The 24,797-nt window shown below is 70.2% G+C and carries 19 protein-coding genes and 2 pseudogenes; 4 read left to right on the top strand and 17 right to left on the bottom strand.

Going from position 1 to position 24,797, the window contains the following annotated elements; genetic code table 11:
• Positions 1–39: 39 nt before the first annotated feature.
• The 10 genes from bcsB to IDM45_RS14445 all read right to left on the bottom strand — a co-directional run bounded on the left by bcsB (position 40) and on the right by IDM45_RS14445 (position 11,113).
• Positions 40–2,403, bottom strand: a complete 2,364-nt coding sequence (bcsB, locus tag IDM45_RS14490; protein WP_209423478.1) for a cellulose biosynthesis cyclic di-GMP-binding regulatory protein BcsB — start codon at positions 2,401–2,403, stop codon at positions 40–42.
• Positions 2,404–2,459: 56 nt separating this feature from the next.
• The gene (gene bcsA, locus IDM45_RS14485; RefSeq protein WP_209423477.1) at positions 2,460–4,682 is read right to left on the bottom strand and encodes a UDP-forming cellulose synthase catalytic subunit; all 2,223 of its coding nucleotides are present in this window, start codon (positions 4,680–4,682) and stop codon (positions 2,460–2,462) included.
• A 5-nt stretch (positions 4,683–4,687) separates the two neighbouring features.
• Positions 4,688–5,473, bottom strand: a complete 786-nt coding sequence (gene bcsQ, locus IDM45_RS14480) for a cellulose biosynthesis protein BcsQ (protein WP_209423476.1) — start codon at positions 5,471–5,473, stop codon at positions 4,688–4,690.
• Complete coding sequence (gene bcsP / locus IDM45_RS17975; protein WP_209423475.1) at positions 5,470–6,399, bottom strand: cellulose biosynthesis protein BcsP; 930 nt, start codon at positions 6,397–6,399, stop codon at positions 5,470–5,472. Before bcsP ends, bcsQ begins: the two co-directional genes overlap by 4 nt.
• Before the next feature lie 46 nt (positions 6,400–6,445).
• Positions 6,446–6,928, bottom strand: a complete 483-nt coding sequence (bcsD, locus tag IDM45_RS14470; protein ID WP_232653836.1) for a cellulose biosynthesis protein BcsD — start codon at positions 6,926–6,928, stop codon at positions 6,446–6,448.
• Between the two features lie 109 nt (positions 6,929–7,037).
• A complete protein-coding gene (gene mnmA, locus IDM45_RS14465) occupies positions 7,038–8,195 on the bottom strand; it encodes a tRNA 2-thiouridine(34) synthase MnmA (protein ID WP_209423473.1) in 1,158 nt (385 codons plus the stop codon).
• On the bottom strand, positions 8,120–9,250 hold the full coding sequence (locus IDM45_RS14460) for a PDDEXK nuclease domain-containing protein (protein ID WP_325168985.1): 1,131 nt from the start codon (positions 9,248–9,250) through the stop codon (positions 8,120–8,122). The genes mnmA and IDM45_RS14460 overlap by 76 nt, the downstream gene beginning before the upstream one ends.
• A gap of 11 nt (positions 9,251–9,261) precedes the next feature.
• On the bottom strand, positions 9,262–9,765 hold the full coding sequence (locus tag IDM45_RS14455) for an NUDIX hydrolase (RefSeq protein ID WP_209423472.1): 504 nt from the start codon (positions 9,763–9,765) through the stop codon (positions 9,262–9,264).
• 89 nt (positions 9,766–9,854) lie between these two features.
• Positions 9,855–10,403 carry a GNAT family N-acetyltransferase gene (locus IDM45_RS14450; protein WP_209423471.1) on the bottom strand — a complete coding sequence of 183 codons (549 nt, stop codon included), beginning with the start codon at positions 10,401–10,403 and terminating at the stop codon, positions 9,855–9,857.
• On the bottom strand, positions 10,400–11,113 hold the full coding sequence (locus IDM45_RS14445; protein ID WP_209423470.1) for a riboflavin synthase subunit alpha: 714 nt from the start codon (positions 11,111–11,113) through the stop codon (positions 10,400–10,402). The genes IDM45_RS14450 and IDM45_RS14445 overlap by 4 nt, the downstream gene beginning before the upstream one ends.
• Positions 11,114–11,256: 143 nt before the next feature.
• Between IDM45_RS14445 and IDM45_RS14440 the strand changes: the two genes are divergently transcribed.
• Positions 11,257–12,456, top strand: coding sequence for a hypothetical protein (locus IDM45_RS14440; protein ID WP_209423469.1), 1,200 nt, complete (start codon positions 11,257–11,259; stop codon positions 12,454–12,456).
• A 413-nt stretch (positions 12,457–12,869) separates the two neighbouring features.
• Here the strand turns inward: IDM45_RS14440 and IDM45_RS14435 are convergent, their stop codons facing one another.
• From IDM45_RS14435 to IDM45_RS14425, 3 genes are read right to left on the bottom strand one after another with little or no spacing between them, the layout of a single operon-like run.
• Positions 12,870–14,252, bottom strand: a complete 1,383-nt coding sequence (locus IDM45_RS14435) for a sensor histidine kinase (RefSeq protein ID WP_209423468.1) — start codon at positions 14,250–14,252, stop codon at positions 12,870–12,872.
• The gene (locus IDM45_RS14430) at positions 14,249–14,932 is read right to left on the bottom strand and encodes a response regulator transcription factor (RefSeq protein ID WP_209423467.1); all 684 of its coding nucleotides are present in this window, start codon (positions 14,930–14,932) and stop codon (positions 14,249–14,251) included. The genes IDM45_RS14435 and IDM45_RS14430 overlap by 4 nt, the downstream gene beginning before the upstream one ends.
• A 26-nt stretch (positions 14,933–14,958) precedes the next feature.
• Positions 14,959–15,321 carry a PepSY domain-containing protein gene (locus IDM45_RS14425; RefSeq protein ID WP_209423466.1) on the bottom strand — a complete coding sequence of 121 codons (363 nt, stop codon included), beginning with the start codon at positions 15,319–15,321 and terminating at the stop codon, positions 14,959–14,961.
• Positions 15,322–15,472: 151 nt separating this feature from the next.
• Between IDM45_RS14425 and IDM45_RS14420 the strand changes: the two genes are divergently transcribed.
• The 3 genes from IDM45_RS14420 (at position 15,473) to IDM45_RS14410 (ending at position 18,292) form a co-directional block, all read left to right on the top strand.
• On the top strand, positions 15,473–15,847 hold the full coding sequence (locus IDM45_RS14420) for a PepSY domain-containing protein (RefSeq protein WP_209423465.1): 375 nt from the start codon (positions 15,473–15,475) through the stop codon (positions 15,845–15,847).
• A 134-nt stretch (positions 15,848–15,981) separates the two neighbouring features.
• A complete protein-coding gene (locus IDM45_RS14415) occupies positions 15,982–17,343 on the top strand; it encodes a ferredoxin reductase family protein (RefSeq protein WP_209423464.1) in 1,362 nt (453 codons plus the stop codon).
• A 154-nt stretch (positions 17,344–17,497) separates the two neighbouring features.
• A complete protein-coding gene (locus IDM45_RS14410; protein WP_209423463.1) occupies positions 17,498–18,292 on the top strand; it encodes an alpha/beta fold hydrolase in 795 nt (264 codons plus the stop codon).
• 1 nt (position 18,293) lies between these two features.
• On the opposite strand, the pseudogene IDM45_RS14405 reads toward IDM45_RS14410, so the two are convergent.
• The 4 genes and pseudogenes from IDM45_RS14405 to IDM45_RS14395 form a co-directional block, all read right to left on the bottom strand.
• Positions 18,294–19,978, bottom strand: a pseudogene (locus IDM45_RS14405) (FAD-dependent oxidoreductase).
• 14 nt (positions 19,979–19,992) lie between these two features.
• On the bottom strand, positions 19,993–20,985 hold the full coding sequence (locus IDM45_RS14400) for an HD domain-containing phosphohydrolase (protein WP_209423461.1): 993 nt from the start codon (positions 20,983–20,985) through the stop codon (positions 19,993–19,995).
• On the bottom strand, positions 20,982–21,497 hold the full coding sequence (locus IDM45_RS17775) for an Hpt domain-containing protein (RefSeq protein ID WP_325169010.1): 516 nt from the start codon (positions 21,495–21,497) through the stop codon (positions 20,982–20,984). Before IDM45_RS17775 ends, IDM45_RS14400 begins: the two co-directional genes overlap by 4 nt.
• A 302-nt stretch (positions 21,498–21,799) precedes the next feature.
• A pseudogene (locus IDM45_RS14395) lies at positions 21,800–24,559 on the bottom strand (PAS domain S-box protein); the annotation flags it as partial.
• Between the last annotated feature and the right edge of the window lie 238 nt (positions 24,560–24,797).

The raw sequence follows: 24,797 nt of genomic DNA, 5'->3' as shown, positions 1-24,797 counted from the left end.
AGCCCCCGCTGAAACCCTGGCGGGCACGCGCCCAGGCCCTCAGGACTTTTGCTGGCGCAGGCGCCGGCGCGCCCGGGCGCGCAGCGCAATGTAAAGCATGAAGGCTACCAGCGCCGCCGCCACGACTCCCAGCACGATGAGTGCCAGCGGGTTGCGCGACAGCCACCACTGCACGCGCGTGACCGGGTTGAGCTGGCCGACGTGGTAGGTCTGCTCGGCCACCAGGCTGTCCACCTGCTTGCCCCGGATCACTGCCGTGCTGCCCTGGATGCGCTTGAGCAGGTCAGGGTCGAGCAGCGCATCGACGCCCTGCTGCAGGCCGCTGGCCTGGTTGCTGACCAGCAGCACCACGCTGCGCCCGCTCCTGAGCGGCGACTCGAAGCCGGCATAGATGGCGTCGCTGCTGGCGCTGGTATAGACGATCTCGCTGCGCCCGGGACGGCTGCGGTCGCGCTGCTCGGGGTCGAACCAGTTGAGCAGGTGCGAGGCGTAGTCGGACAGCCGAAAGCGCTTGGTGCCCTCCTTGAGGCTGAAGGGCAGGTGTTCGGCCCACTGCGCCACTAGCGGCGGGTTGCTGCCGCTGGCAATCACCAGCAAGTCCTTGCGCTCCAGGCCATCGAGCCGCTCGCCGCCCAGCACCACGGTGGCCGAGTGCGCCGGATAGCCGGTCACCGTGCCCATCAGGCCCATCAGCGACAGGTAGGCGCTGTAGTCGCCAGCCTCAGGGCGCGCCGGCAGCACGATGGCCGTCTCCGACAGATCGGCCATGCGCGTGAATGGGAAGCCCGTGTTGGCAAACGCCGCCAGGTCGGGCATGGCGAGGAAGTGCGAAAAGCCCCGGATGTCGATGGTCGAGTCCGGCTCCACGGTGCCGCGCACGTTGTCCAGCAGCACGTCCTTGCACAGACCCTCTTTCTGGATGTCGTGGTAGTAGTGGAACTGCAGCTGGCTGCGCGCGGGCAGCTTGAACAGCGGGATGTCGAACTTGTCCTCGGCAGGCAGCAGGTCGCCCGGCGGCACCGCCTTGTTGAGCCAGCTTTCGATGCGGCTGGGCCGCTCGTGATCCATGGCGCGCAGCGGCAAGGCGCGCAGGAACTGCTCGTTCACGCCGACGTTGAGCGTGGACTTGTCGGCCATTGGGCGCGCGGTGTAGCGGTATTTCAGGTGAACCGGGATGTCCTTCTTGCGCCAGGCGAACAGATCGGGCGGCACCTGGAAGTTCACGCGGATCAGGTCGGGCGAGTAGCCCGAGACCGTCAGCTGGCTTTGATCGACCAGCTCGCCGAATTTCACCGCCCGGTCGCTGGCCAGCCAGTTGGGCGCGTCGTAGGGCTTGCGCGGCGCGATTTCCTTGAGCTCGCCAATGCTGGCGCTGGGGCCGGACAGCGACATGCCGCCCACGGCCAGGGCCGTCGCGGCGCGCTTGAGCTCGACCGCATCGCGCCCGCTGATGATCAGCAGCTTGGAGGTGGGGTCGTTCGGGTGCGTGGCCATGGTGATGGTCGGCCCGCTGGAGGCAGCCGCTGGCACGCCGGCGATGCCCTCGCCGCCGCCCATGCTCAGCACGATGGCGTTGCCGCGTGCCGGCAACTGGCCTACCGAGGCCGGGAAGCTCGCTCCGCGAAAACCGGCCATGCCACCGAACCAGGAGGCGATCGTGCCGGCGGCTTCGAGCTGGCCGGCGTCGGGCACGCGCGCGAACACGATGGGCATGACCAGCTGGCGGGCATCGCGCCGGTCGAAGAACGGCTCGGGCAGGAAGGACAGATCGTTGGGCAGCGCCAGCGGGTTCACGGACAGCTCCAGCACGCTGTCGTTGCCGACGTTGGCCCACAGGCTGGTGTGCGCCGGGTCTTCGCACTCCATGGTGTAGTGGCCGATCAGCTCCAGGTTCAGGCGGTTGAACTCGCCGATCAGCCGGGTCGGGATCTCGATGGTGCGCTGCAGGCTCTCGCCGCCCTGCTCGCGCGGCACGGGGATGGTCTCCACCACCTGCTCGTTGACCAGCACCCGGATGTGCGAGATGTCGGGCAGCAGCGCCGGCGAGTAGGCGTAGTTCAGGTGCAGCCGGGCCTCGGTGACCACCTCGTCGCCGCGCACGCCGAACTGCACGCCGCTGGAGCCCTGCACCCCGCGCAGCTGCAGCGGAAACACGGCGCCCAGCTGGCGCAGCGAGACCTTGTGAGTGCGCCCGGCGCCAGGGGGCTGCGCAAGGGGTGCGACCGGCTCAAGCGGCGCTGCCGCCTGCGCCAGGCGCGGCAGTGGCTGGCGCACTGCCGGCTGCGCCGGCGCCAGGCTGGTGCTGCCCAGTGCTGCCAGCAGCACAGCCAACGGCGCCAGGCGGCTGACCGTGCGCGCACGTCTTCTTTTCTTGCCGATGCGAGGACTCGGTTGGACGTTCATGCACGCTCCTGCTTTATGTGTTGCGTCAATGCCCTGCGGGCGCCTGAGCCGTGGCTTCAACCCTGGGACGGGCGATCACCCAGCAGCACGCGGCGACCGCGCACGATGTTCATCAGGTTGCCCATGACCTGGCCGATGCCGCGCACGCCGATGACCATCACGCTCTTGAGCGAGGACAGCGGTCTGTCGTGCTGGCGGTTGCCCCAGAACTCCAGCCAGACATCGGCGCGGGCAAAGGTCAGGCGCGACAGCGCGGCCTGTTGCTGCAGGCTCAGGCCGTCGAACTGCAGGCCCATGCGCTCCTTGCCGCCGAAGGTGACGACCGCCGGGAAGGTGGCCTCCTCGTCGGAGCGAAACAGCGTCACCTGCACCGGCGTGCCGACGGCCACGCCCGAGCCGGCCTGCACCCGCAGGCCGACGCCGTTTTGCGAGAAGTCGTCGGTCTCGCACATCAGCGTGCGGCCATCGGCGAAGCGCAGCGCTGCCGGCAGCGCCACCGACACGCGCGGCGTGCTGCGGATCTGGCGCGTTTCACTGGCCACGGCCAGGCTGGCACTGATCAGGATGACGTTGTAGGTCGTCCAGACCATGTTGATGATGATGGTCGTGAGCACCACGGTATCGGCAGCCACCGTCAGGCGCCAGATGCCGACGAAAAAGCCCAGGGCGTTCACGATCAGCAGGATCAGGTAGGGCCGGGCGATCGACCAGTCGAAGTACGAGTGCTCGACCATGCCGCCCTTGGCCGTCACGTTGAATTTGCCCAGCTTGGGGTTGATCACCGCCAGCAGCACCGGGCGCATGATGTACCAAGCCAGCACCGACTCATAGACCTCGTTCCAGAACGAGTAGCGAAAGCGCCCCTGGATGCGCGAGTTGGTGATGCTGGCGTGCGCCAGATGCGGCAGGGCGTAGGCGGTGATCATGGCCGCCGTCGCCTGGAACACATGCGCGCCCAGAAACAGGTAGGCCAGCGGCGCCGTCAGGAACACCAGCCGCGGCAGCCCATAGAAGAAGTGCAGCATGGCGTTGAAGTAGCACAGACGCTGGCCCAGCTTCAGGCCCGGCCCCAGCAGCGGATTGTCGATGCGCATGATCTGCGCCATGCCGCGCGCCCAGCGGATGCGCTGGCCGACGTGCGCCGACAGACTCTCGGTGGCCAGGCCTGCGGCCTGCGGCAGCTCCAGGTAGGCAGTGTTGTAGCCCAGGCGGCTGAGTTTCAGCGCCGTGTGCGCGTCCTCGGTCACGGTCTCCACGGCCACGCCACCGACCTCCAGCAGCGGCCCGCGCTTGATGATGGCGCACGAGCCGCAGAAAAACGCCGCGTTCCACAGGTCGTTGCCGTCCTGCACGATGCCGTAGAACAGCTCGCCCTCGTTGGGCATGACGTGGAAGGTGTCCAGGTTTTTCTCGAACGGGTCGGGCGAGAAGAAGTGGTGCGGCGTCTGCAGCATGGCCAGCTTGTCGTCGCGCGCGAACCAGCCCATGCACACCTGCAGGAACGAGCGCGTGGGGATGTGGTCGCAGTCGAAGATGGTGACGTACTCGGAATCGGTGATGGCCAGGGCGGCGTTGATGTTGCCGGCCTTGGCGTGCGCATTGTTGTCGCGCCTCAGATAGCCCACGCCCAGTTCGGCGCAGAAGTCGCGGAATTCATCGCGCCGGCCATCGTCGAGCACATAGACATGCAGCCGGTCGGCTGGCCAGTCCATCTGCATGGCGGAGAACACCGTCTGCTTGACCACCTCCAGCGGCTCGTTGTAGGTCGGGATGAAGACGTCCACGCTGGGCCATTCGTCCATGTTCTCGGGCATGGGCACGGGGCGGCGCTGCAGCGGCCAGGCCGTCTGGAAGAAGCCGATCAGCAGCACCAAGAAGGCGTAGAACTCGGCCAGCAGCAGGCCGAAGCCGAAGAAGCCGTCCAGCCAGTTGGTAAAGCCTATGGTGTCGGTGACGCGCCAGTAGATGTAGCGCGAGGAGGCGGTGATCGACAGCACGATCATGGCCAGCGTGGACAGGCGTCCGGGCGTGCGGTTGAGCAGCAGCGCGCCGGCAAAGCTGCCGGCGGCAAAGACCAGTTGTCCGCCCAGGCTCAAGGGCACGCTGATGACCACGGCCAGCATGACGGCGCCGATGATGACGGCTGCCAGGCGCGCCACCGGATGGTTCCACAGCGGCAGATCGACGATACGGCGTGCCTGGGTGCGCCACTTGGCCTCGAAGCTCTGTGGGTTGCGGTCGGCAACGGTATCGGCGAAGGTTCTGTGGTCGGTGGCCATGGCGGCTACTCCTGCCGGTGGGCTGCGCCCGCGCCCTGCACGCGCGCAGCCAGGCCGGCTGCGCAGTTCATGATGTCATGGCACGCCAGACTCTGGGGCGCATGGTCAAGCACGCTGACGCCCAGGGCCAGCGCCTCGGCCACGGCTTCGTCGCTGTGGATGACGCCCAGGAAATCCTCGCCTGCCGTCTCGCGCATCACGCGCAGGATGTCCTGCGAGAGCTGGCGCGCCGAGTTGACTTGGTTGAGCAGGTACAGCGTTTGCGCAAAGTCGGGGCGCGGCGTGCAATAGGTCTGCATCAGGCGCTCCATCATCGGCAGCGTGGCGTACGAGCCGGCATCGGCCAGCATCACCACCACCACCCATTGCGCCACGCTCAGCGCCTGCTGGCCGTAGAGGGTCGGGCCGGGCGGGGTGTCCAGCAGCACCAGCGCGTCATCGGGCAGCTCCAGCGCCTGCAGATGCGCCGCCAGCCAGTCGGGTCGCGCGGCGATGCCGGCCTCCAGCCGCGTGCGATCCTCCTCGTCCACGACGCCGAAGGGCAGCACGTACAGGCCGGGCTGGCACTCGAAGCAGACATCGCGCCAGTGCCCGCCGGCCAGCGTGGCGCGCGACATGCCGCGCATCTCATAGGGATCCAGGCCCATGTGCAGGGCCAGGGCATTCTGCGGATCCAGATCGACCGCCAACACCATGCGCCCGGTCTGGCGCGACAGCGCTGTCGCGAGGCTCTCGGTCACGGTCGTCTTGCCGACTCCGCCCTTGGCCGAGGCAACCGCAATGACCTTCACGAGGCTTCGCGCCCGAGCAGGCGGGCGAACAGATTCTGCAGACCGGCGCGTGGCGTGGCAGCAGGCTCGGCCGGCTGCTGCGGCCGAGCCAGGCGTGCCAGGGGCGAGGGGCCGGCCAGCGTGAAGGAGGACGCAGGCTGGGATGGCGCCAGGCCGGCCAGCAGGGCCGGCTCCGCAGGGGCCTGGGCGGCAGGAGCGGGCGCTGGCGCTGGCGCTGGCACAGCCGCCTGTGCGCGGCCTCCCCGGGGCGAGCTCCAGGCCGGAGCGCGGGCAACAGCACGCGCCGGAGGGGGTACCGGTGCAGGCTCAAGCGCAGGTTCGTGGGCAGTGCCTGCCGGGGCGGGCTGCTCATGCAGTGCGGCAAACATCCGGGCAACTCCTGGAGCAGGCGTTGCAGTGGCCGCTTCAGGCATGTGCGCCGGTGCTGCGGCAGCAGGCGCCGGGGCCGGGGCCGCATGGAGGGAGGCAAACATGGGAGCCACGGCTGGCTGTGGTGTGGGCGCAGGCGCGGGAGCACTGTTCAGGGGCGCCGCTGGCACCGGCATGGCATTGGCCGGCATGGCGCGGCGGCCCGGCTGGCGCAGCCAGGGCAGCACGGAGCCGGCTGCAGCCGACTCCTGCGCCGGGCCTTGCGGGGGCGCCAGCACGGGCTCCACACGCTCAGCCGCCGGCTGCTCCTGCGGCTGAGGGGGTTGCTGCGCCGGAGAAACCACCGCCAGCCAGCGCAGCGGCTCGGCGCCAGCATCCTCGCCAACGCGCACCGGCGGCACGGCAACACCTGTAGAGAGGTCTTCCACGCGGGAGATCAGCGGCCAGCGGTCACGGGCACGCTCGGCCTCGCGGGTGCGCGTCAGCTCGCGGTAGTTCTGCGGCTTGCCACCGAATTCCTGATACAGATGGGTGATGTCGTCCGTAGCCCGTTGCATGACATGCCTCGCTTTCCTGGCTGCTAGCCGTATGCCCATTCCAAACTCAAGCGGTGACCAGGCGCAGTTGCACGCTGCCCAGCGCATCCGGCGCCCCGGCAGCCTGCACCTTGAGACCACTGGCCCCTGCGGCGTCGAACCATTGCTGGTAGGCGCCTTGCAGAAAGCCCACCGCCCAGCCGCCCGCCGCCTCGCCAAAGGCCGCCACCAGGGGCGAGAAGCGATGGCGGATCTCCATGCCGGCAGAAGACTGGGACAGCTCGACCACGCCCCAATCGAGCGCGTCCCAGACGGCGTTCATGGCCTGCTGCAGACCGGGCAAGGTGTCGCTGGCAGCCAGCGGGTGCTGCGCTGCAAAGCGCATACCAATGCGCGCCATCAGGACGGTCAATTCCTGCGCCGGCAGGGCTTCGGCGAACTCCTGCCCCAGGGCGCTCAGGAAGCCACGCCATTGACGCTGGCATTGCAGGCGCTGGGCATGAGCGGCGTCGAGGCTGGCAGTGCTGGCTTGCGAGAAGGCATGTTGCATGGTCGGCATTTCCTGGGTTGGCTCTTGTGCTGGGTTTGTAACCTTCGGCCTAGTCTTCCGTTCCGTCAACTTTAACTAAAGGAGCCTGGAAGTCCATAGTCTTCTTGCATTAGTCACAATCGTTGACAGTGACTTTGCTGCAGTCGGCCCTGTCGTCCACAGCGGCAATCACGCCGCCGCCCAGGCAGACCTCCCCCTCATATAGCACGGCTGACTGTCCCGGCGTGACAGCCCATTGCCCGTCGGCAAACTCCAGCGTGAAATCCGTGCCACTTGCCTGCACCACGCGGCACGCCGCATCGCTCTGCCGGTAGCGCGTCTTGGCCGCGCACGGGCCGGGCGCGGGCGGGGCGCCGGCAATCCAGCTCGCATCCTGCGCCGTGAGGCGCTGCGACAGCAGCCAGGGGTGGTCGTGGCCCTGCACCACGTGCAAGGTGTTGGTGGCCAGCTCCTTGCGTGCGACGAACCAGGGCGCGTGCTCGCCACTGCCGCGCGCAGCACCTTTTTCCTTGACCCCACCTATGCCCAGGCCCTGGCGCTGGCCCAGGGTGTAGAAGCTCAGGCCGACATGGCGGCCCAGCCGGCGCCCGCGCTCGTCCACGATGGGGCCGGGCGCATGGCTGATATAGCGGTTCAGGAATTCGCGAAAGGGCCGCTCGCCGATAAAGCAGATGCCGGTGGAGTCCTTCTTCTTCGCATTGGGCAGTTTGATCTCGGCGGCGATGCGGCGCACCTCGGACTTGTGCAGCTCACCCACCGGAAACAGCGTGCGCGCCAGCTGCACCTGGCTCAAGCGGTGCAGGAAGTAGCTCTGATCCTTGGACGCATCCACGCCCTTGAGCAGCTCGAACAGGCCGCTGGCCGGGTTGTGGCGCACGCGCGCGTAATGGCCGGTGGCGATGCGCTCGGCGCCCAGCGCAAAAGCGTGATCCAGGAAGGCCTTGAACTTGATCTCGGCGTTGCACAGCACGTCCGGATTGGGCGTGCGCCCGGCCTGGTACTCGCGCAGGAACTCGGCAAAGACCCGATCCTTGTACTCGGCGGCAAAGTTGACGTGCTCGATCTCGATGCCCAGCACGTCGGCCACGCTGGCGGCATCCAGGAAATCCTGGCGCGACGAGCAGTGCTCGCTGTCGTCGTCATCCTCCCAGTTCTTCATGAAGATGCCGACCACCTCGTGGCCCTGGGCTTTCAAAAGATGCGCCGTGACGGCGGAATCCACTCCGCCGGACAGGCCGACGACGATGCGCTGCTTCTTGCTGGACATAGGAGGGCGATTATCCCGGCGCGGCTATGCCCTGTCCTGGCGCGCCCTGGGCCAGTTCTGCCTCCAGCCGTTCGATGCTGGGCAGTTGCCCGCGCAGCGCCTCGGGCAGGGAGTGCGACAGCTCGGAGCTGGCCAGCCCCAGCGGCTTGTGGATATCCGACCAGCGCGTATTCGGCGACCAGCCGATCCCGGCTCTTGCACAGCAGCAGGCCAATGGTGGGCGCGTCGTGCGGGCCGCGCATCTGAGCGTTCACCGCTTTCAGGTAGAAGTTGAGCTTGCCGGCAAACTCTGGCTCGAAGTCCACAGTCTTGAGTTCCACCACCACGTAGCAATGCAGGCGTGCATGGTAGAAGAGCAAGTCCAGAAAGAACTCGCGCTCGCCCACCCGCAGCGGCACCTGCCGCCCCATATAGGCAAAACCCGCGCCCAGTTCCAGCAGGAACTGGGTGATGTGCTCGGTCAACGCTATCTCCAGCTCACGCTCGGTGTGCTCGGGCGTCAGGCTCAGAAAATCGAACACATAAGGGTCTTTGAGCAGCTGTCCGGCCAGCTCGGATTGCGGCGCAGGCAGGGTCTGGGCGAAGTTGTTCAGTGCCCGTCCCTGGCGCTGCCACAGCCCGCCCTCGATCTGGTGCGTCAGTACCGCGCGGCTCCAGCTGTGGAGCTGGGTCTGCTGCACGTAGAACAATGCCTGGGCGGGGTCGGGACACTTGCGGATGTACTTGAGGTTGCGCAGTGAAAAACCCTTCACCTGCGGAAACTCACGCATCAAATCCTGACTGAGTTGCGCCAGAAAGCCGCTGCCCCACGGCACCTGGGCCTGCTGCGCGGCAATGTCCGCGCCCAGCGCCCAGTAGAACTGCAGCAACTCGGTGTTGACGGCCACCGCCGCCTTGATCTGCACCTGGCGAAAGCGCGTCTTGAGCTGTGCCAGCCATTGGGCATAGGCAGGATGGATGGGGCCGCTGGCTTCAGTTATGCGGCAGGCTCCTGGGTCAAACGGACATTGGACATCGCTGCACAGGATGCCGACGCCCCCCCCCGACAGGCGCAACCCGCAACCGCTCAGAAAGCCTGCGCGGCCACCGCCCCGACCTGCAGCACCGAAGCATCGGTCTGCACCAGCGTCAGCGGGTGGCGTTGGCCGGCCAGGTAGTCCTCCAGCGAGCGCAGCAGCAGCGGGCTGCGGTGGCGCTCGGGGCAGGCGCGGATTTCATCGGCCGTCAGCCACACCGTGCGCACGATGCCCGCATCCAGACTGCGCCAGCCGTGGTGCGCGCCCAGCCGGCCCGCAAAGGCAAAGCGCATGTAGGTCAGATCATCGCCGGTGCGCGTCTTGATGAAGCGGTTCAGGTACACGCCGACCAGCGCCTGCGGCTCGAAGTCGTGCGCCGTCTCCTCCAGCACCTCGCGCACGCAGGCCTGCTGGGGCGACTCGCCCGGGTCAAGGTGGCCCGCCGGGTTGTTCAGCTTCAGGCCGTCGGTGGTGTGCTCTTCGACCAGCAGGAAGCGGCCCCCCTGCTCGATGATGGCGGCCACGGTGACATTGGGTTTCCAGCGATGGGGCATGGTGCGGATTATGGCGGTCGGCCCGATATTGCCATAATTTTAGTCAAATCGACCTCAAAGCCTTATGCAGCAAGCGTTGGCAGCTATCTTTACAGGAGTGATTTGCACAGATAGACCGCTGCCTCGCCATAGCTGGACAGGTGCGCCTGCTGCAGCGCCGGCAGTTGCGGGCGGGGCGCATAGCCATGGCGCTGCCACCAGTGCTGCGCGCCCTGCACGGCCACCAGGGCCGAATGCGTCAGGCCGGCGCGGCGCGCCTGCGTCCAGGCCGGGGCCAGCAGTCGCACCGCCAGGCCGCGCCCGGCCCAGGCGGGCGCCACGGCCAGGTCGTGCAGGTACAGGGTGTCGGGCTGCGCCGTGACCCCGAAGTCGCCATGCAGCGGCGTGATGCAGCCCAGGCGCGAGCGATAGGCCGCTAGATAGGCGCAGACCTCGCCCTGGGCCGTGGTCAGCACCAGCGAACAGTTGGCCGGGCTGGCCAGGCGGCGGACAAAGACCTCGGCAGCCTCGACGAATTCCTCGCCATAGCAGGCGCGCTGCACGGCCAGCAGGCCGGGCACATCCGCCGCCGCCAGCGCGCGCAGCGTCCAGGGGGTATTCGCCGCCGCGTCCACCACCACGCCGGCCACCGCGCTCATGGCGACGATCGCGGCGCCCCGGGCCGGGGCAGGTAGTCGTCCAGCGCCAGGCCTTTTTCTGCCAGCAGCGCCTCCAGCACCGGCGCCAGGCGGCCCAGGCTGTCGTGTACGGCTTCGCGCACCGTGTCCACCACGATCTGGGTGCTGCGCTCGATCTCGATGTTCAGTGCGTCACCGGCGCGCTTGCCCTCGAACACCGTGGCGCGGCGCGTCTCGGGGATCAGCCAGACCTCGAACCAGCCCGCGCGCCGATCGACCTCGGCCACCGTCAGGCTGGCGCCGTGGATGGCGATGTAGCCCTTGGCGAAGACGTAGCGCAAGTAGCGCTCGGGCACGGCCACGCGCCAGACCAGGTTGTTGTCAAACTCGCGCACGCTCTCCAGCCGCGCCGTGAAGTCCACGTGGCCCGACAGCGGGTGGCCGCCGATCTCGGCGCCCTCCCTGGCGGCGCGCTCGACGTTCACCCGATCGCCTTGCGCATAGCTGCCCAGCGTGGTGATGTTCAGGCTTTGCTGCATGACATCGAAGCGCGCGGCGGTGGACGAGGCGATTTGCGTCACCGTCAGGCACACGCCATCGACGGCCACGCTGGCGCCGATCTCCAGGCCCGCGCAAAACCCTGCGGGGAACTCGATGGTGAAGGTGCGCAGACCGGGGCGGTCTTCGATGGCGGCGAGGTGGGCGACGGCCTGGACGATGCCTGTGAACATGGGCTTGAACGCAAGGGTGGACAGGGCCGGCGATTGTGCCAGCCGGCCCTGCTGCCGCGCCGGCCCGGCCTTGGCCCGGTGCGGCAGCGGACAATGCTGGCCCGTCGCCTCTGCCAGTGGCTCGCCACCGCCCCACCCGTCCCATGACCACCGACCAGCCCACCCCGCCGCCAGCCCCGCCGTCGGCCGCCGAGGCACCACCTGCCGACGCCGTGGCACGCCTGAAGGTCGCCGCCACCGGGCAGTGCGCCCTGAACCCGGCGCAGCGCAAGTTCAACCGCCTGCTGGCGCGGGTCAACAACCTGGAGCGTCTGCTGGAGGGTCTGCAGCACAGCGCCGACGCGCTGCGCGCCCCGCACCTGCAGCGCATGGACGCCCTGCAGCAGCGCATCGCCCAGGCGCAGCGCGCCATGGCGCTGCACCTGCACCAGCGCCTGCAGGGCGCAGGGCTGACGGCGCCCCAGCAGCGCTCCATGCGCCAATTACTGCGCGACCTGGTGCCGGCTGCTCCCCTGCCGCATGACGAGGCTGGGCGCCGCGCCTGGCAGCCCCTGCTGGATGCCTACCTGCCGCCGCCGGTCACCGATGAGGAACGGCGGGCCGGTCTGCACGACATGCTGCAGCAGCTCCAGGAACTGACTGGCCAGAGTCTGGAGGTGCCCGACCTGGATCAGATCGAATCGCCCGAGCAGTTGCTCCAGGCCCTGCTGCGCCAGGAGCAGGAGCGCCGCCAGGCCGCCGCCGAGCGCCGCGCCGAGCGCCGCGCCAGGCGCAAGCCCACGGCGCGCCAGCAGCTGGCACAGGCGCAGCAGCAGGACGCACGCAGCGCCCTGCGCGGCATCTACCGCCAGCTGGCCAGCGCCCTGCACCCCGATCGCGAGGGCGACCCCGCCGAGCGCGAGCGCAAGCAGGCGCTGATGAGCCAGGTCAATGCGGCCAACGAGCGCGGCGACCTGCTGGCGCTCTTGCGCCTGCAGTTGGCCGTGGAGCAGGTGGACGAGGCGTCGATCGCCCGGCTGGGCGAGGCGCGGCTGGCATCGCTGTCGCTGCTGCTGCAGCGCCAGGTCGGCGTGCTGGACAAGGAGCTGGCCGAGCTGCAGGCGCGCCTGTCGCACGAGCTGGGCGTGCGTGTGCTGGCGCGCGACAACCCCCAGCGCCTGGCCGACGATCTGCAGCAACTGCAGGCGCAGATGGAGCAGGTGGCGCAGGGCATGGAGGACGATCTGCAGCGCGTGCAGGAGAGCGACGCCGCCCTCAGGCGCTGGCTGCGCGAGCAGGCGAGGCTGGCCAGGGAGCACGCCCGGGTGCTGGATGAGTTCGATCCCTCATCCAACTGGGATTGAGACTGAAAACCCTTCAAACCCTTATCCAGCAAGCGGTACTAGCTATCAAAAATGCAGTATTCCCAGGCGCTGCGCCCGAACCGCCCCCTCACCCCAACCCTCTCCCCCAAGGGGCGAGGGAGCGGGGAGGCGCCACAGGTGAGCGCGAGACTTTCGCCCCAGCCATCTTCACCAAGAGGACGGGGAGCTGGGAGGCCATTTCGCAGGGAGCAGGGAGGCCGCTCCGCCTGCACGCTGATGCTCCCCGCCTGCCATGCAGGCAAGCGCTGACCGCAAACTCCCTCTCCCGCGTGCGGGAGAGGGTGGGGGTGAGGGTGCCATCAATGGGCGCTGCGCCCGCCCCCACCCCACCCTCTCCCCCAAGAGGCGAGGGCGCCCAAACCCTTGCCCAGCAAGCGGCAGCAGCTATCGCTTCAGGAGCTTTCACTGATCGGCAGGTACAGCAGCAGCCGCGCCCCACCCAGCACCGAGGCCTGCGCCTGCACGCTGCCGCCGTAGGTCTCGACCAGCGCGCGCACGATGTCCAGCCCCAGGCCGGAGCCGGGCTGGCCCTCATCGAGCCGCGTGCCGCGCTCGAACATGCGCGCGCGCTCGGCCTCGGGGATGCCAGGGCCGTCGTCATCGACGCTGATGCACGCCAGCGCCCCGGCGCGCTGCACATCGACCAGCACGCGCGCGCACGCCCACTTGCCAGCGTTGTCCAGCAGATTGCCCAGCAGCTCGTACAAGTCCTGCGCCTCGCCGCGAAACGGCAGATCCTGCGCGCCCTGTGCCAGCGTGAACGCGATGCCGCGCGCCGCGTGCAGCCGGCCCATGGTGCGCAGGAGCGCCCGGATCGGCTCCAGCACCGGCGTCGCCAGGCCGGTGGCGCGCACGGCGGCGGCAGCGCGGGCGCGCGCCAGGTGCCAGTCCACCTGCCGGCGCGCGCTGGCCACCTGCTCGGCGACCAGCTGCGCCAGCGGGCCGGATTCCTGCCCAGCGGCATTGGCCAGCACGGCCAGCGGCGTGTGTACGGCGTGCGCCAGGTTGCCGGCCTGGGTGCGGGCGCGCTGCACCATGTCGGCGTTCTCGGCCAGCACATGATTGAACTCATCGACCAGCGGCGTCAGCTCCTGCGGGAATCGCCCCTGCAGCCGCTCGGCGCGGCCCAGGCGCACATCCGCCAGCCGCTGGCGCAGCACGGCCAGCGGGCGCAGCGCCAGGTGCAATTGCAGCGCCACAGCCAGCGCCAGGCCCAGCGCCAGCATGGACAGCGCCAGCAGCAACATGCGCGTGAAGCGCTGCAGCGGCTCGGCCAGCAGCGCCTCGTCGCCGGCCACGGCCAGGCGCAGCAGCGGCGCCTCGTCCTCGGGCAGCTCCAGCGTGCGCGCCACAGCCAGCAGCTGCTGGCCCTGCGGGCCGGCCAGGCGCAGCACGCGGTGGCCGCGCGCGGGGTATTCCCCCGGCACGGCAGGTAGCTGCAGCACCTGATCCCACAGCGAACGCGAGCGCGCCAGCGCCACCTGCGGCGCGCTGCCCAGGCGGTCGATCTGCCAGTACAGGCCCGACAGCGGCTGCCCTAGCCGGGCATCGGACAGCAGGGCCACGCGCGGCTGCTGCGCCGCATCGTCCCAATCGACATTGCCGCTCAGGGCGTCGAGCTGCAGCACCAACTGCGCCTGCAATTGCTGGGCGATGTGCTCGCGAAACAGCGCGCGCAGGCCCCAGCCGGCCAGCGCCACGGTCAGCAGCACCCAGGCCAGCGTGCCGGCCAGCAGGCGCAGACGCAGCGAGCCGGTCGCGGCGCTGCCCTTCATGCGCTGGCGTCGCCGCTCTGCCCGGGCGCCACCAGCCGGTAGCCCAGGCCGCGCACGGTCTCGATGCAGCCTGCGGGCAGCTTGCGGCGCAGCCGGCCAATGAAGACCTCGATGGTGTTGGAGTCGCGCTCGCTGCCGCCCGGGTACAGGTGCTCGGACAGCTCGGTGCGCGTGAGCACCTCGCCCTGGCGCTGCATGAGCTGGGCCAGCAGCATGAATTCGTGGCTGGTCAGCTGCAGCGGCTGGCCGGCCACCAGGGCGCGCGCGGCGCGCGTGTCCAGCCATAGGGGGCCGCATTGCCATTGCGCGCTGGCGTGCTGGCTGTCGCGGCGCAGCAGGGCGCGCAGGCGGGCCAGCAGTTCTTCCATGTGAAAGGGCTTGGCCAGGTAGTCGTCGGCGCCGGCGTCGATGCCGGCGACCTTTTCCTGCCAGGTGCCGCGCGCCGTGAGGATCAGCACCGGCATGGTGCGCCCGGCAGCGCGCCAGCGGCGCAGCACCGACAGGCCATCAAGCCGGGGCAGGCCCAGGTCGAGCACCACGGCGTCGAAGGTTTCGACCTCGCCCAGCCAGTGCGCCTGCTCGCCGTCGGCGGCCTCCTCGGCGATGTGGCCGGCGGCCGCGATGGCCTGCACCAGCTGGGCGCGCAGGCGGGGTTCGTCTTCGACGATCAGAATACGCATGGGCGGGGGGCCTCCCAGGGACGGTTTCAGGGATGCTTGCGCTTGATGGACAGCACGCGGCCATCGACTGCATCGACCTTGAGCTTGGCAACCCGGCCATCGGGCTGCAGCAGGCGGATTTTGTACAGATAGCGCCCGTCGTCGCGCTCGAACTCGATTTTCAGCACTTGGCCTTGCTGCGTGCGCTCGACCTGCTCCAGCACGGCGCGCAGCGGCAGCACCTCGCCGCGCTCCAGCGCCCGGCGGGCGCGCTCGTGGTCATCGCCGCCAGCGTGCAGCCCGGTCGATGCCGCCGCCGCCAGCGCCAGGGCCAGCAGCAGGCGGCCTGCCGGGCGGCGCCAGCGGGGCCAGGAAAGGGGGACAGAGAGGGGAAAAAACCGGCGTGCCATGCCCCGTGGTTGTAGCGCGGCGCGGATGAACGGGCGATGAACAAAGCCTTCAGATCAGGTTCAGCACCGGTTTTCCATACTGGCGGCACGCCGGCTGGCAAGGCTGGCAGAGCACCCGCCCATCCCGTCGTTTCTTTGTCTGGAGCACACCATGAACACCACCTCGTCCATCCGCCAGCGCGCCCTGCTGATCCTGGCCACGACTGCCGCCCTGGCGCTGCCCGCAGCCCATGCGCAAACCCCGGCGCAGTCTTCGGCGCAGACCCCAGCGCAAAGTGCCGCGCCGGCTGCTGCCACCAGCGCCCCGGTTGCCGCCCCGGCCAGCGCTGCCCCGGCAGCGACCGCCCGCCTGAGCATCCGCGACATCTACGACCGCGCCAGCGCCGCCGGCTACCGTGACCTGTACGAGATCGAGCTCGACCACGGTCGCTACAAGGTCAAGGGCTACGACGCCCAGGGCGCGCGCGCCAAGGTCTATTTCAACGCCAGCACCGGCGCCGTCGAGGATGGGCGCAAGCACCGTTGATGGCGCTCCCGCTTCCGTTCCCCGCCCCCTCTCCCGCGTGCGGGAGAGGGAGCGAAAACCCTTGCCCAGCAAGCGCTGTCAGCTATCAAAAACAAAGCTGACTCATCCCGCCCACCCCCTGAAAGGAGCACCCCATGCGCGCCCGCAGCGCCCTCGCCCTGACCCTGTTGATCCTGACCCTGGCCTGGCTGGCGGTCGCACCCGCCATCGGCCCGCTGGTTGATGCCCAGGGCGTGGCCAGCGGCGTCTGGGAGCTGCGTCGCCAACTGCTGTACCTGAGCGGCCTGCTGTCCATCGGCCTGATGGCGCTGACCCTGCTGCTGGCGCTGCGCCTGCCGCTGGCCGAGTGGCTGCTGGGCGGCATGGATCAGGCCTACCGCCTGCACAAGTGGGCCGGCATCGGCGCGGCGCTGGCCGCGCTGGCGCACTGGGGCGTCAAGGAATCGTCGGGCTGGATGACGGCGCTGTGGGGCCGCGCCGGCAAGCCGGCACGCGATGCCGTCCTGCCCTGGCTGGCGGACAGCCGCGGCCTGGCCAAGGACGTGGGTGAATGGGCCTTTTATCTGCTGCTGGCCGCCGTGGCGCTGACGCTGCTGACCCGGCTGCTGGCCTACCGGCCCTGGCGCGTGCTGCACCGCGCCATGCCGCTGCTGTTCCTGGCGCTGGCGCTGCACAGCGTGGCGCTGACGCCGCTGGCCTGGTGGAGCCAGCCAGCCGGCCTGCTGATGGGTGTGCTGCTGGCTCTGGGCAGTGCGGCGGCGCTGTGGTCGCTGGCCGGCCTGGTTGGGCTGCCGCGCCGCCACGCCGCGCGCATCGAGTCCGTGCAGGCGCTGGGCGAGGGGGCCGATGCGCCGCTGCAGGTGCTGTGCGCCGTGGCCCCGTCCTGGCCGGGGCACCGCGCCGGGCAGTTCGCCTTCGTGCGCTTCGAGCGCAGCGAGGGCGCCCACCCCTTCACCATCGCCAGCGCCCCGGCCAGCCTGGGCCGCGCGGCTGACGGGCAGGAGCTGCTGCGCCTGGTCATCAAGCCGCTGGGCGACTACACCCGCAGCTTGCGCCAGCGGCTGCGCGCCGGGCAGGCGCTGGACATCGAAGGGCCGTATGGCCGCTTCGACGGCGTGGGCGCCGGGCAGCGCCAGCAGGTCTGGGTGGCCGCCGGCGTCGGCATCACGCCCTTCCTGGCCCTGCTGGAAGCGCGCCAGGGCGACGCGGCCCCGGCGGGCGCCCAGCCGGCGCAGCTGCACTACTGCACGCGCGACGCCGCAGCCGATGTGCTGCTGCCGACCCTGCAGGCCCTGTGCGCCCAGGCCAGCCCGCCGGTGCGGCTCACGGTGCATGACGCCGCGCGCGGCCAGCGCCTTGCGCCCGCCGATCTGGCGGCCACGCCCGGCGCGCTGGACATCTGGTTCTGCGGCCCGCCGGGCCTGGGCGATGCGCTGGCCGGGCAAGCGCGGCAGCGGCCCTGGCGGCTGCACCGCGAATCATTCGCCATGCGCTGAAGCCGGGGCCGGGTGCTTGCCAGGCAGGCCAGGGCATCCGGGTGGCCCCTGGCACGTCCCCGGCATGTCCCCTGCGCGACTGCACGCCGGCGCCGGCAGCCCAAGCATGGCGCCCTGCAGCTTTTTCAACCACCGACAACGACAGGAGACACACATGCCCCACGCCCAGGTCAACGGCCAGCGTCTGTACTACGAGGACACCGGCGGCGACGGCCCGGCCATCCTTTTCTCGCACGGCCTGCTGATGGACAGCAGCATGTTCGCGCCGCAGGTGCAGGCGCTGGCCAATCTCGGCTGGCGCTGCATCTGCTGGGACGAGCGCGCCCACGGCCAGACGGCCACCGGCGAATGCGCGCCCTTCAGCTACTACGACTCAGCGGATGACGCCGTGGCCCTGCTGGCACACCTGGGCGTGCAGCGCGCGGTGTTTGCCGGCATGTCGCAGGGCGGCTATCTGTCGCTGCGCGCGGCGCTGCGCCACCCGGATGCCGTGCGCGCCCTGGTGCTGATCGACACCCAGGCCTTGCCCGAGGAGGAGCACAAGATGGCCGGCCACCAGATGATCGTGCAGGAGTGGCTGCAGTCCGGCCTGTCCGACGAGCGCGCCGTGGGCATCGAGCACATCATCCTGGGCCAGGGCTGGGAGGGCGCTGCCGCCTGGCGCGCCAAGTGGCAGCAAATGCAGCCCGGCGACCTGCTGGCAGCCTTCACCACGCTGGCCTCGCGCGACGACATCAGCGGCGAGATCGCCCGCATCCAGGCGCCGGCGCTGGTCATCCACGGCGATGCCGACCAGGCCATCGACATCGAGCGCGCCCGCGCCATGGCGGCCAGCCTGCCCGATGCGCGCATGGTGGTCATCCCGGGCGCCGGCCACGCGCCCAACCTGACGCATCCGCAGCCGGTCAACGCGGCGCTGCTGGATTTCCTGCGTCAGTTGCCGCGCTGACCTACGCCGCCGCCAGCCCCGCCGCATGGCCGCGCGTGAAGGCTTCCTCGAACACCGAATAGCCCGACCAGTCGGCGTGGGCGAACAGCAGCCGGGCGCTGCGCGGCGTCGGCAGGGTTCTGGTTCGCTCTCCGTTTGATAGCTGGAAGCGCTTGTCTGGCATGGGCAAAGTGCCGATTTGACTCAAAAATTGCTGCAATCCAGGCGTCGGGATGGACATGGCGTGGCCGTAGCGCGTGAGCTGCGCGTGCGTGACGCGCCCGGGCAGATCCGGATGCGCGCCGGCCAGCGAGGCCAGCACCGGCTGCACCCAGTGCTGCCAGTCCTGCTGCAGCAGCCGCTGGCGTGCATCGGGCGCATCGCCCAGCGCCTGGTAATAGGTCAGCACCACCGGGCCGGTCAGCAGCGCACCGCCAGCCAGGCGCTGGTGGCCGGCATCGACGTAGCCCAGGCCGCCGGGCACGGTGTCGGCGTGGAGCACGTTGTCCCAGGCTGGCGCGGCGCCGGGCACGTCGGTCAGCGGGCTGTCCAGGCGCAGGTTGGCCACCAGCCAGGGCGCCCAAGACAGGCGCCGCGCCGCCTCGGGCAGAAAGGCCGGCGCGCCCTCGGCCACGACGCGCGCGGCGACGAACACCGGCAGCGCGACGATGCAGCGCGCCGCCTGCCAGCGCTCGACCTGGCCGCTGGCGTGTACCAGGCAGTCCACCTCGACGCCATGCCGGCCCTCGGCGATGCGCAGCACGCTGCGCCCGGCGTGCAACTGCCCCTGTGCCAGCAGCGGCGCAGCCAGGCGCTGCGTCAGCCAGCCGTTGCCCTCGGGCCAGGTCAGCACGCCATGCTCCTCGCCGGCGTCCTCGCCGGGCGCGGCAAAGCCGTGCCGGCTGGCGAAATAGTGGATGCCGGCCCAGGCCGAGACGCGGGCCGCGCCGGCGCCGTAGTCGTCGCGGCAGCAGTAGTCCAGGTACCAGCGCAGATAGGCATCGTCCAGGCCCTCGCGGCCCAGCCAATCCGCAAAAAACATAGCATCCAGCGCTTGATGGACGGGGCTTTGCGGCTGATTTTGCTTCCAGCCGCGCAGGGCCGGCATGGCAAACGGCGCGGCCTGCGCCAACTCGCGCACGCGCGCGGCAAAGCGCCGGTACTGCGCCAGCGTGGCGCGGCCCACGCCGGCGAGTGGCAGCAGGCCCTCCTGCCAGTGGCCGTGCAGGTACAGGCGCTCCTGCGGGCTATGCACCAGGTGCCGGCCTGCCGGGCCGCCGTAGTGCCAGCGCCCGGCGATGCGCTGGCGCAGGCCGAGTTCTTCCAGCAGATCCTGCACTTCGGGCGCGTGCTCGCCCGGCACTGGCAGGTAGTGCGCGCCCATCGGGCAGGGCAGGCCTTGCACGCTGGCGGCGCGGCTGTTGCCGCCAGCGCTGTCCTCCAGCTCCAGCACGGCACAGTCCGGCGCACCGGCCAGGCGCAGCGCGCGCGCCGCCGCCAGGCCGGCCACGCCAGCGCCGGCGATCAGCACGCCGGTGCGCCGCTGCACGTCGGGCAGCACCGCCAGACCCTGCGCCAGACGCTCGCGCAGCGCATGGCCGCGCGCCATGTCCATGCCTTGCCAGCCCCCGCCAGGGGTGCGCGTGCCGGCTGGCAGCCGGCCAGGGCCAGCAGCGGGGCAGCCGCCAGAAGGACGCGCCGGCGCACGGGCAGCCTGCCGCTCAGTCGGCCCAGCGCTGGCGCACTTGCAGCAACTGCGGCAGCAGCGGAACGAACAGCGCCACCAGCGCCGGGTCGAAGTGCTGGCCGGCCTGCTCGGTGATCAGGGCCATGGCCTGCTCGACCGGCCAGGCGGCCTTGTAGGGCCGCTCGCTGGTCAGCGCGTCGAACACGTCGGCCAGCGCCACGATGCGCGCCTCCAGGCTGATGGCCTCGCCGGCCAGGCCGGCCGGGTAGCCGCTGCCGTCCCATTTCTCGTGGTGTTCCAGGGCCAGCGAGCGCGCCAGGCGCAGCACGCCCGAAGGGTGCTCGCCGATGATCTGGGCGCCCACCTCGGGGTGGGTGCGCATGACCGCCCACTCCTCGCTGGTCAGCTTGCCGGGCTTTTGCAGGATGGCGTCGGGGATGCCGATCTTGCCCACGTCGTGCATGGGCGCAGCGTGCATCAGGTCGTCGGCCCACTGGGCATCGCAGCCGGCGGCCAGCGCCAGTAGCCGCGCGAAGTGGCTCATGCGGATGACGTGCATCCCGGTTTCGTTGTCCTTGTACTCGGCGGCGCGGCCCAGGCGCTGGATGACCTGCATCCGGCTCTCGCGCAGCTCGTCCATGCGCACCAGCGACAGGTGGGTGCGCACGCGCGCGCGCACCACCGGGGCGCTGACGGGCTTGCTGATGTAGTCCACGCAGCCGACATCGAAGCCGCGCGCCTCATCCAGGCTGTCGGACAGCGCGGTCACGAAGATGACCGGGATGGCGGCGCTGACAGCCTCGGCCTTGAGCGCCTGGCACACGGCCAGGCCGTCCATGCCCGGCATCATCACGTCCAGCAGGATCAAATCGGGCTGCTGCGCCCGGGCCAGCTCCAGCGCGCGGGCGCCGTCGGTGGCAAACAGCAGCCGGTAGTCCTGCTGCAGGATCTGGCGCAGCACCTGCAGGTTGGTCGGCTCGTCATCGACGAGCAGCAATCGCGGGCGGCGATCGACGGGGGCGGTCATGCGGTTTCCTTTTCCATCAGCTCTCGCAGCCCGTCCAACTGCAGACGGGCGGCATCAAAATCAAAGGCATCCAGCGCGTCCTGCAGGAGCTGCAGCCGCGCTGGCGGCAGCAGCTCCTGCAAGGTCTGCAGCGCTGCTTCGTGCAACTCGCCGCCAGCCAGTGCCGCCGAGGCAGCGGCCACGGCCTGCTGCACGCGCGTGCGTGCCGCTGCATCCAGCGTGTGCTCCTGCCCAGGCGGCGGCGCGGCAGCGGCCTCAGGCGGCAAATCCGGCTGGTGCCCAGCCAGCTCCTGGCGCACCTGCTGCAACGCCTGCTGCACGGCATCGAGCAGCGGCTGGCGCTGCGCGGCGTCGCCAGCTGCGGCCTCCAGGCGCTGCACGGCAGCCTGCAGCGCCACCAGCCCCAGATTGGCCGCCGCCCCGCGCAGGCGGTGCGCGCCAGCCGCCAGTGCCAGGGCATCGCCTGACTGGGCAGCGGCCTGCAGATCGGCCAGGCCAGCGCCGCCCTGCACCAGCCGGTCGATGGCCGCCAGCAGCGCCGGCTGCGAGCCCCACAGCGACAGGCCGCGCTGCCAATCGATGGCCGGTGCGATGAACTCAGCAGCGGCTGCGGCAGCAGGCGCGGCACTGTTGGCGCTGCCCCCGGCAGGAGCGGCTGCAGGAGCGGATGCGGATGCGGATGCGGATGCGGATGCGGATGCGGCTGAGCGGACGCGGGCGCCGGCACGGGCTGCAGATCCAGGCAGCGCGCCATCTCGGCCAGCAGCCGCGCCGGCTCCAGCGGCTTGTCGGCAAAGCCGTCCATGCCGCTGGCGAGCGCGTCGCGCTTGTCCTGGTCGAGCACGCTGGCCGACAGGGCGATGATGGGCGTGCGCGGGCGGCCCTGGCTGCGCTCCCAGGCGCGCATGTGCCGCGCCGCCTGCATCCCGTCCATGACCGGCATGTGCAAATCCATCAGCACGATGTCGAAGCGCTCGCGCCCGAACAGTGCCAGCGCCTGCGCGCCGTCCTCGGCACGCACCAGCCCATGGCCCATGCGCTGCATGACGATCTCCAGCAGCTCCAGGTTGGAGGCCACGTCATCGACCCCCAGCACGCGCAGCGGCGGCAGTTGCGGCAGGCTTTGCGCCTGCTCCTGCACGCTTGGCATCTGCTGGGGCTGCGCCACCGGCAGCGGCAGGTGGACGGTAAAGCAACTGCCCTGGCCGACTTCGCTGCGCACTTCGATGCGCCCGTTCATCAGCTCCACCAGCTGGCGCGCGATGCTGGTGCCCAGGCCGGTGCCGCCATAGCGCCGCGTGGTCGAGGCGTCGGCCTGCGAGAAGCGGTCGAACAGGCGCGCCAGCGCCGCCTCATCCATGCCGATGCCGCTGTCTTGCACCTGCAGCCGCACGCCGCTGCCCGAGCGGGACACGCTCAGCTGCACCTGCCCCTGGTGAGTGAACTTGACGGCGTTGCCCAGCAGGTTCAGCAGCACCTGCTGCACGCGCAGGCTGTCGCCCTGCCAGTGCCGGGGCACGTCCTGCGGGTACTCCAGCTGCAGCGCCAGGCTCTTGGCACGCGCCTGGATGTGCAGCGTGGCCAGCGTCTGCTCGCACAGCTCGCGCAGGTCGAACGGGCGCAGCTCCAGCTGCACCGCGCCCTTGTCCAGCTTGGCGGCATCCAGGATTTCGTTGAGCAGGCGCAAGAGCGAGCGCGCCGACTGGTGCACGGTGCGCAGCTGGCGCTGCTGCGCTGGCTGCAGGGGCGAGTCCAGCAGTGCCTCGGTGAAGCCGAGGATGGCGTTCATCGGCGTGCGGATCTCGTGGCTCATGTTGGCCAGGAAACTGGCCTGCGCGGCAGCCGCCGCCTCGGCGCGCTCCTTGGCGGCGCGCAAGTCCTGCTCCATGGCGCGGCGCTGGCTCAGGTCGGTGGCGTACTGGATGATCTTGTCGACCCGGCCTTCGGCATCCAGGATGGGGTTGTAGGTGGCGTGCAGCCAGACCTCGCGCCCGTCCTTGCCCACGCGCTGGTATTCGCCGGACTGGAAGTTGCCGGCCAGCAGCTCCTGCCAGAACGGCCCGTGGCTGTCGCTGGCCGCATCCTGCGGCAGGCACAAGTCGCTGTGTGGCCGGGCGATGGCCTCATCGAACGTGTAGCCCATGAGGGCCAGGTAGTTGTCGTTGGCGTGCAGCAGATAGCCGTCGGTGCTGAACTCGGCGCTGGCCTTGGAGCGGTTGATGGCCGCCACCGTGCCCTCGAACTCGGCGGCGCGCGCCTTGACGTCGGTGATGTCCAGGATCACCCCGTCGAGCCAGCGCACCACGCCGCTCTCGTCGGCAGCTCCGCGCCCGTGCTCGGACAGCCAGCGCGTGCAGCCAGCGCGCGTGATGATGCGGTAGCTCACCCGGTAGGGCTGGCCGCGCCGCAGGGCGTGTTCGACCTCCTCGTCGGTGCTCTCGAGATCCTGCGGGTGGATGATGCGGGCGAAGTCGATCGTGCCCTGCAGGAAATCCTGCGCGCCCCAGCCGGTCAGCGCCAGCACTGCCTCGCTGATGAATTCCATCGGCCAGCCGGCCTGGCGGCGGCAGCGAAAGGCCACGCCGGGCAGGTTGTCCACCAGCGCCTTGAGCTGCTGCGCGCCCAGCAGGCGCTGGCGCTCCAGCGCTTGGCGCTCGGTCAGGTCGGTCAGGAAGCCGACGAACAGCGGCTTGCCCGGCTGCTGCACCCGGCCCACGGCCAGGCGCATGGGCACCAGCGTGCCGTCCTTGCGCTGCGCCTGCACGTCGCGCCCGGTGCCGATGATGGAGGCGTGGCCAGTGGCCAGGTGGCGCTGCAGGTAGCCATCGTGCGCTGAGCGGTGCGGCTCGGGCATGAGCATCGTGACGTTGCGCCCGAGCACCTCGTCGGCGCGCCAGCCCAGCAGCCGCTCGGCAGCCGGATTGAAGGATTGCACGATGCCGCCGCCGTCGATCAGGATCACGCCATCGACGGCGGTATCCAGGATGGCGCGCTGGCGCGACTCGCTGGCGCGCGCCTCGCGCAGCAGCCGGCGCGCGCGCAGGTTCACATTGACGCTGGTCGTGCCCAGGGCCACCACCAGCGCCAGCAGGGCGATGGCCACGGCCATGTAGGTCGGCTCGCGGTCGGCCACCACAGGCGCCAGGGTGGCGGGCGAGTTGACCACGCGCAGCGCGGCGATGGCGATGTAGTGCATCCCGGCAATGGCCAGGCCCATGACGATGCCGCCGATGGTGGTGGCCATGCGGCGCGACAGGCTGGCCACGCGCTCCAGCCGAAAGCGCAGCCACAGCGCCGTGCAGGCCACGGCCACGGCGAACCCGATGGAAAAGGCAAAGCCGCCCACGTCGTAGCGCATCAGCGAGGCAAACTGCGAGGCCTCCATGCCCATGTAGTGCATCAGCCCGATGCCCGCGCCCAGCAGCAGCCCGCCCAGCAGCAGCGACGCCGTAGTCACCCGCTCGCGTGCCAGCACCGTCAGCGCCGCCCAGGCGGCCAGCACGCTGGGCAGCACCGACACTGCCGTGACCCAAGGGTCGAAGCGCCCGGAGGCGCACAAGTCCAGCGCCAACATGCCCACGAAGTGCATGGCCCAGACACCGGCGCCCTGCGCCAGCGCGCCGGTGGCGATGACGATGCGGCGGCTGCCCGCGTCCGGCGTGCTCAGCGCCAGCCCGGCCAGGTTCATGGCCATGATGGACAGGAAGATCGCCAGCAGCACCGACAGTGCCACCAGCCAGGGGTCGTGGCTGAAAAAGACGCTGTAGGCGTTGGCGCTGGGGTCGAGCAGAAAAAACGAGGACAGCGGCTGC

The organism is Melaminivora jejuensis, from assembly GCF_017811175.1.
GTDB lineage: Bacteria > Pseudomonadota > Gammaproteobacteria > Burkholderiales > Burkholderiaceae_C > Melaminivora > Melaminivora jejuensis.
The sequence above is the reverse complement of the archived record's forward strand: the minus strand, read 5'-3'. Positions and strand labels throughout refer to the sequence as shown.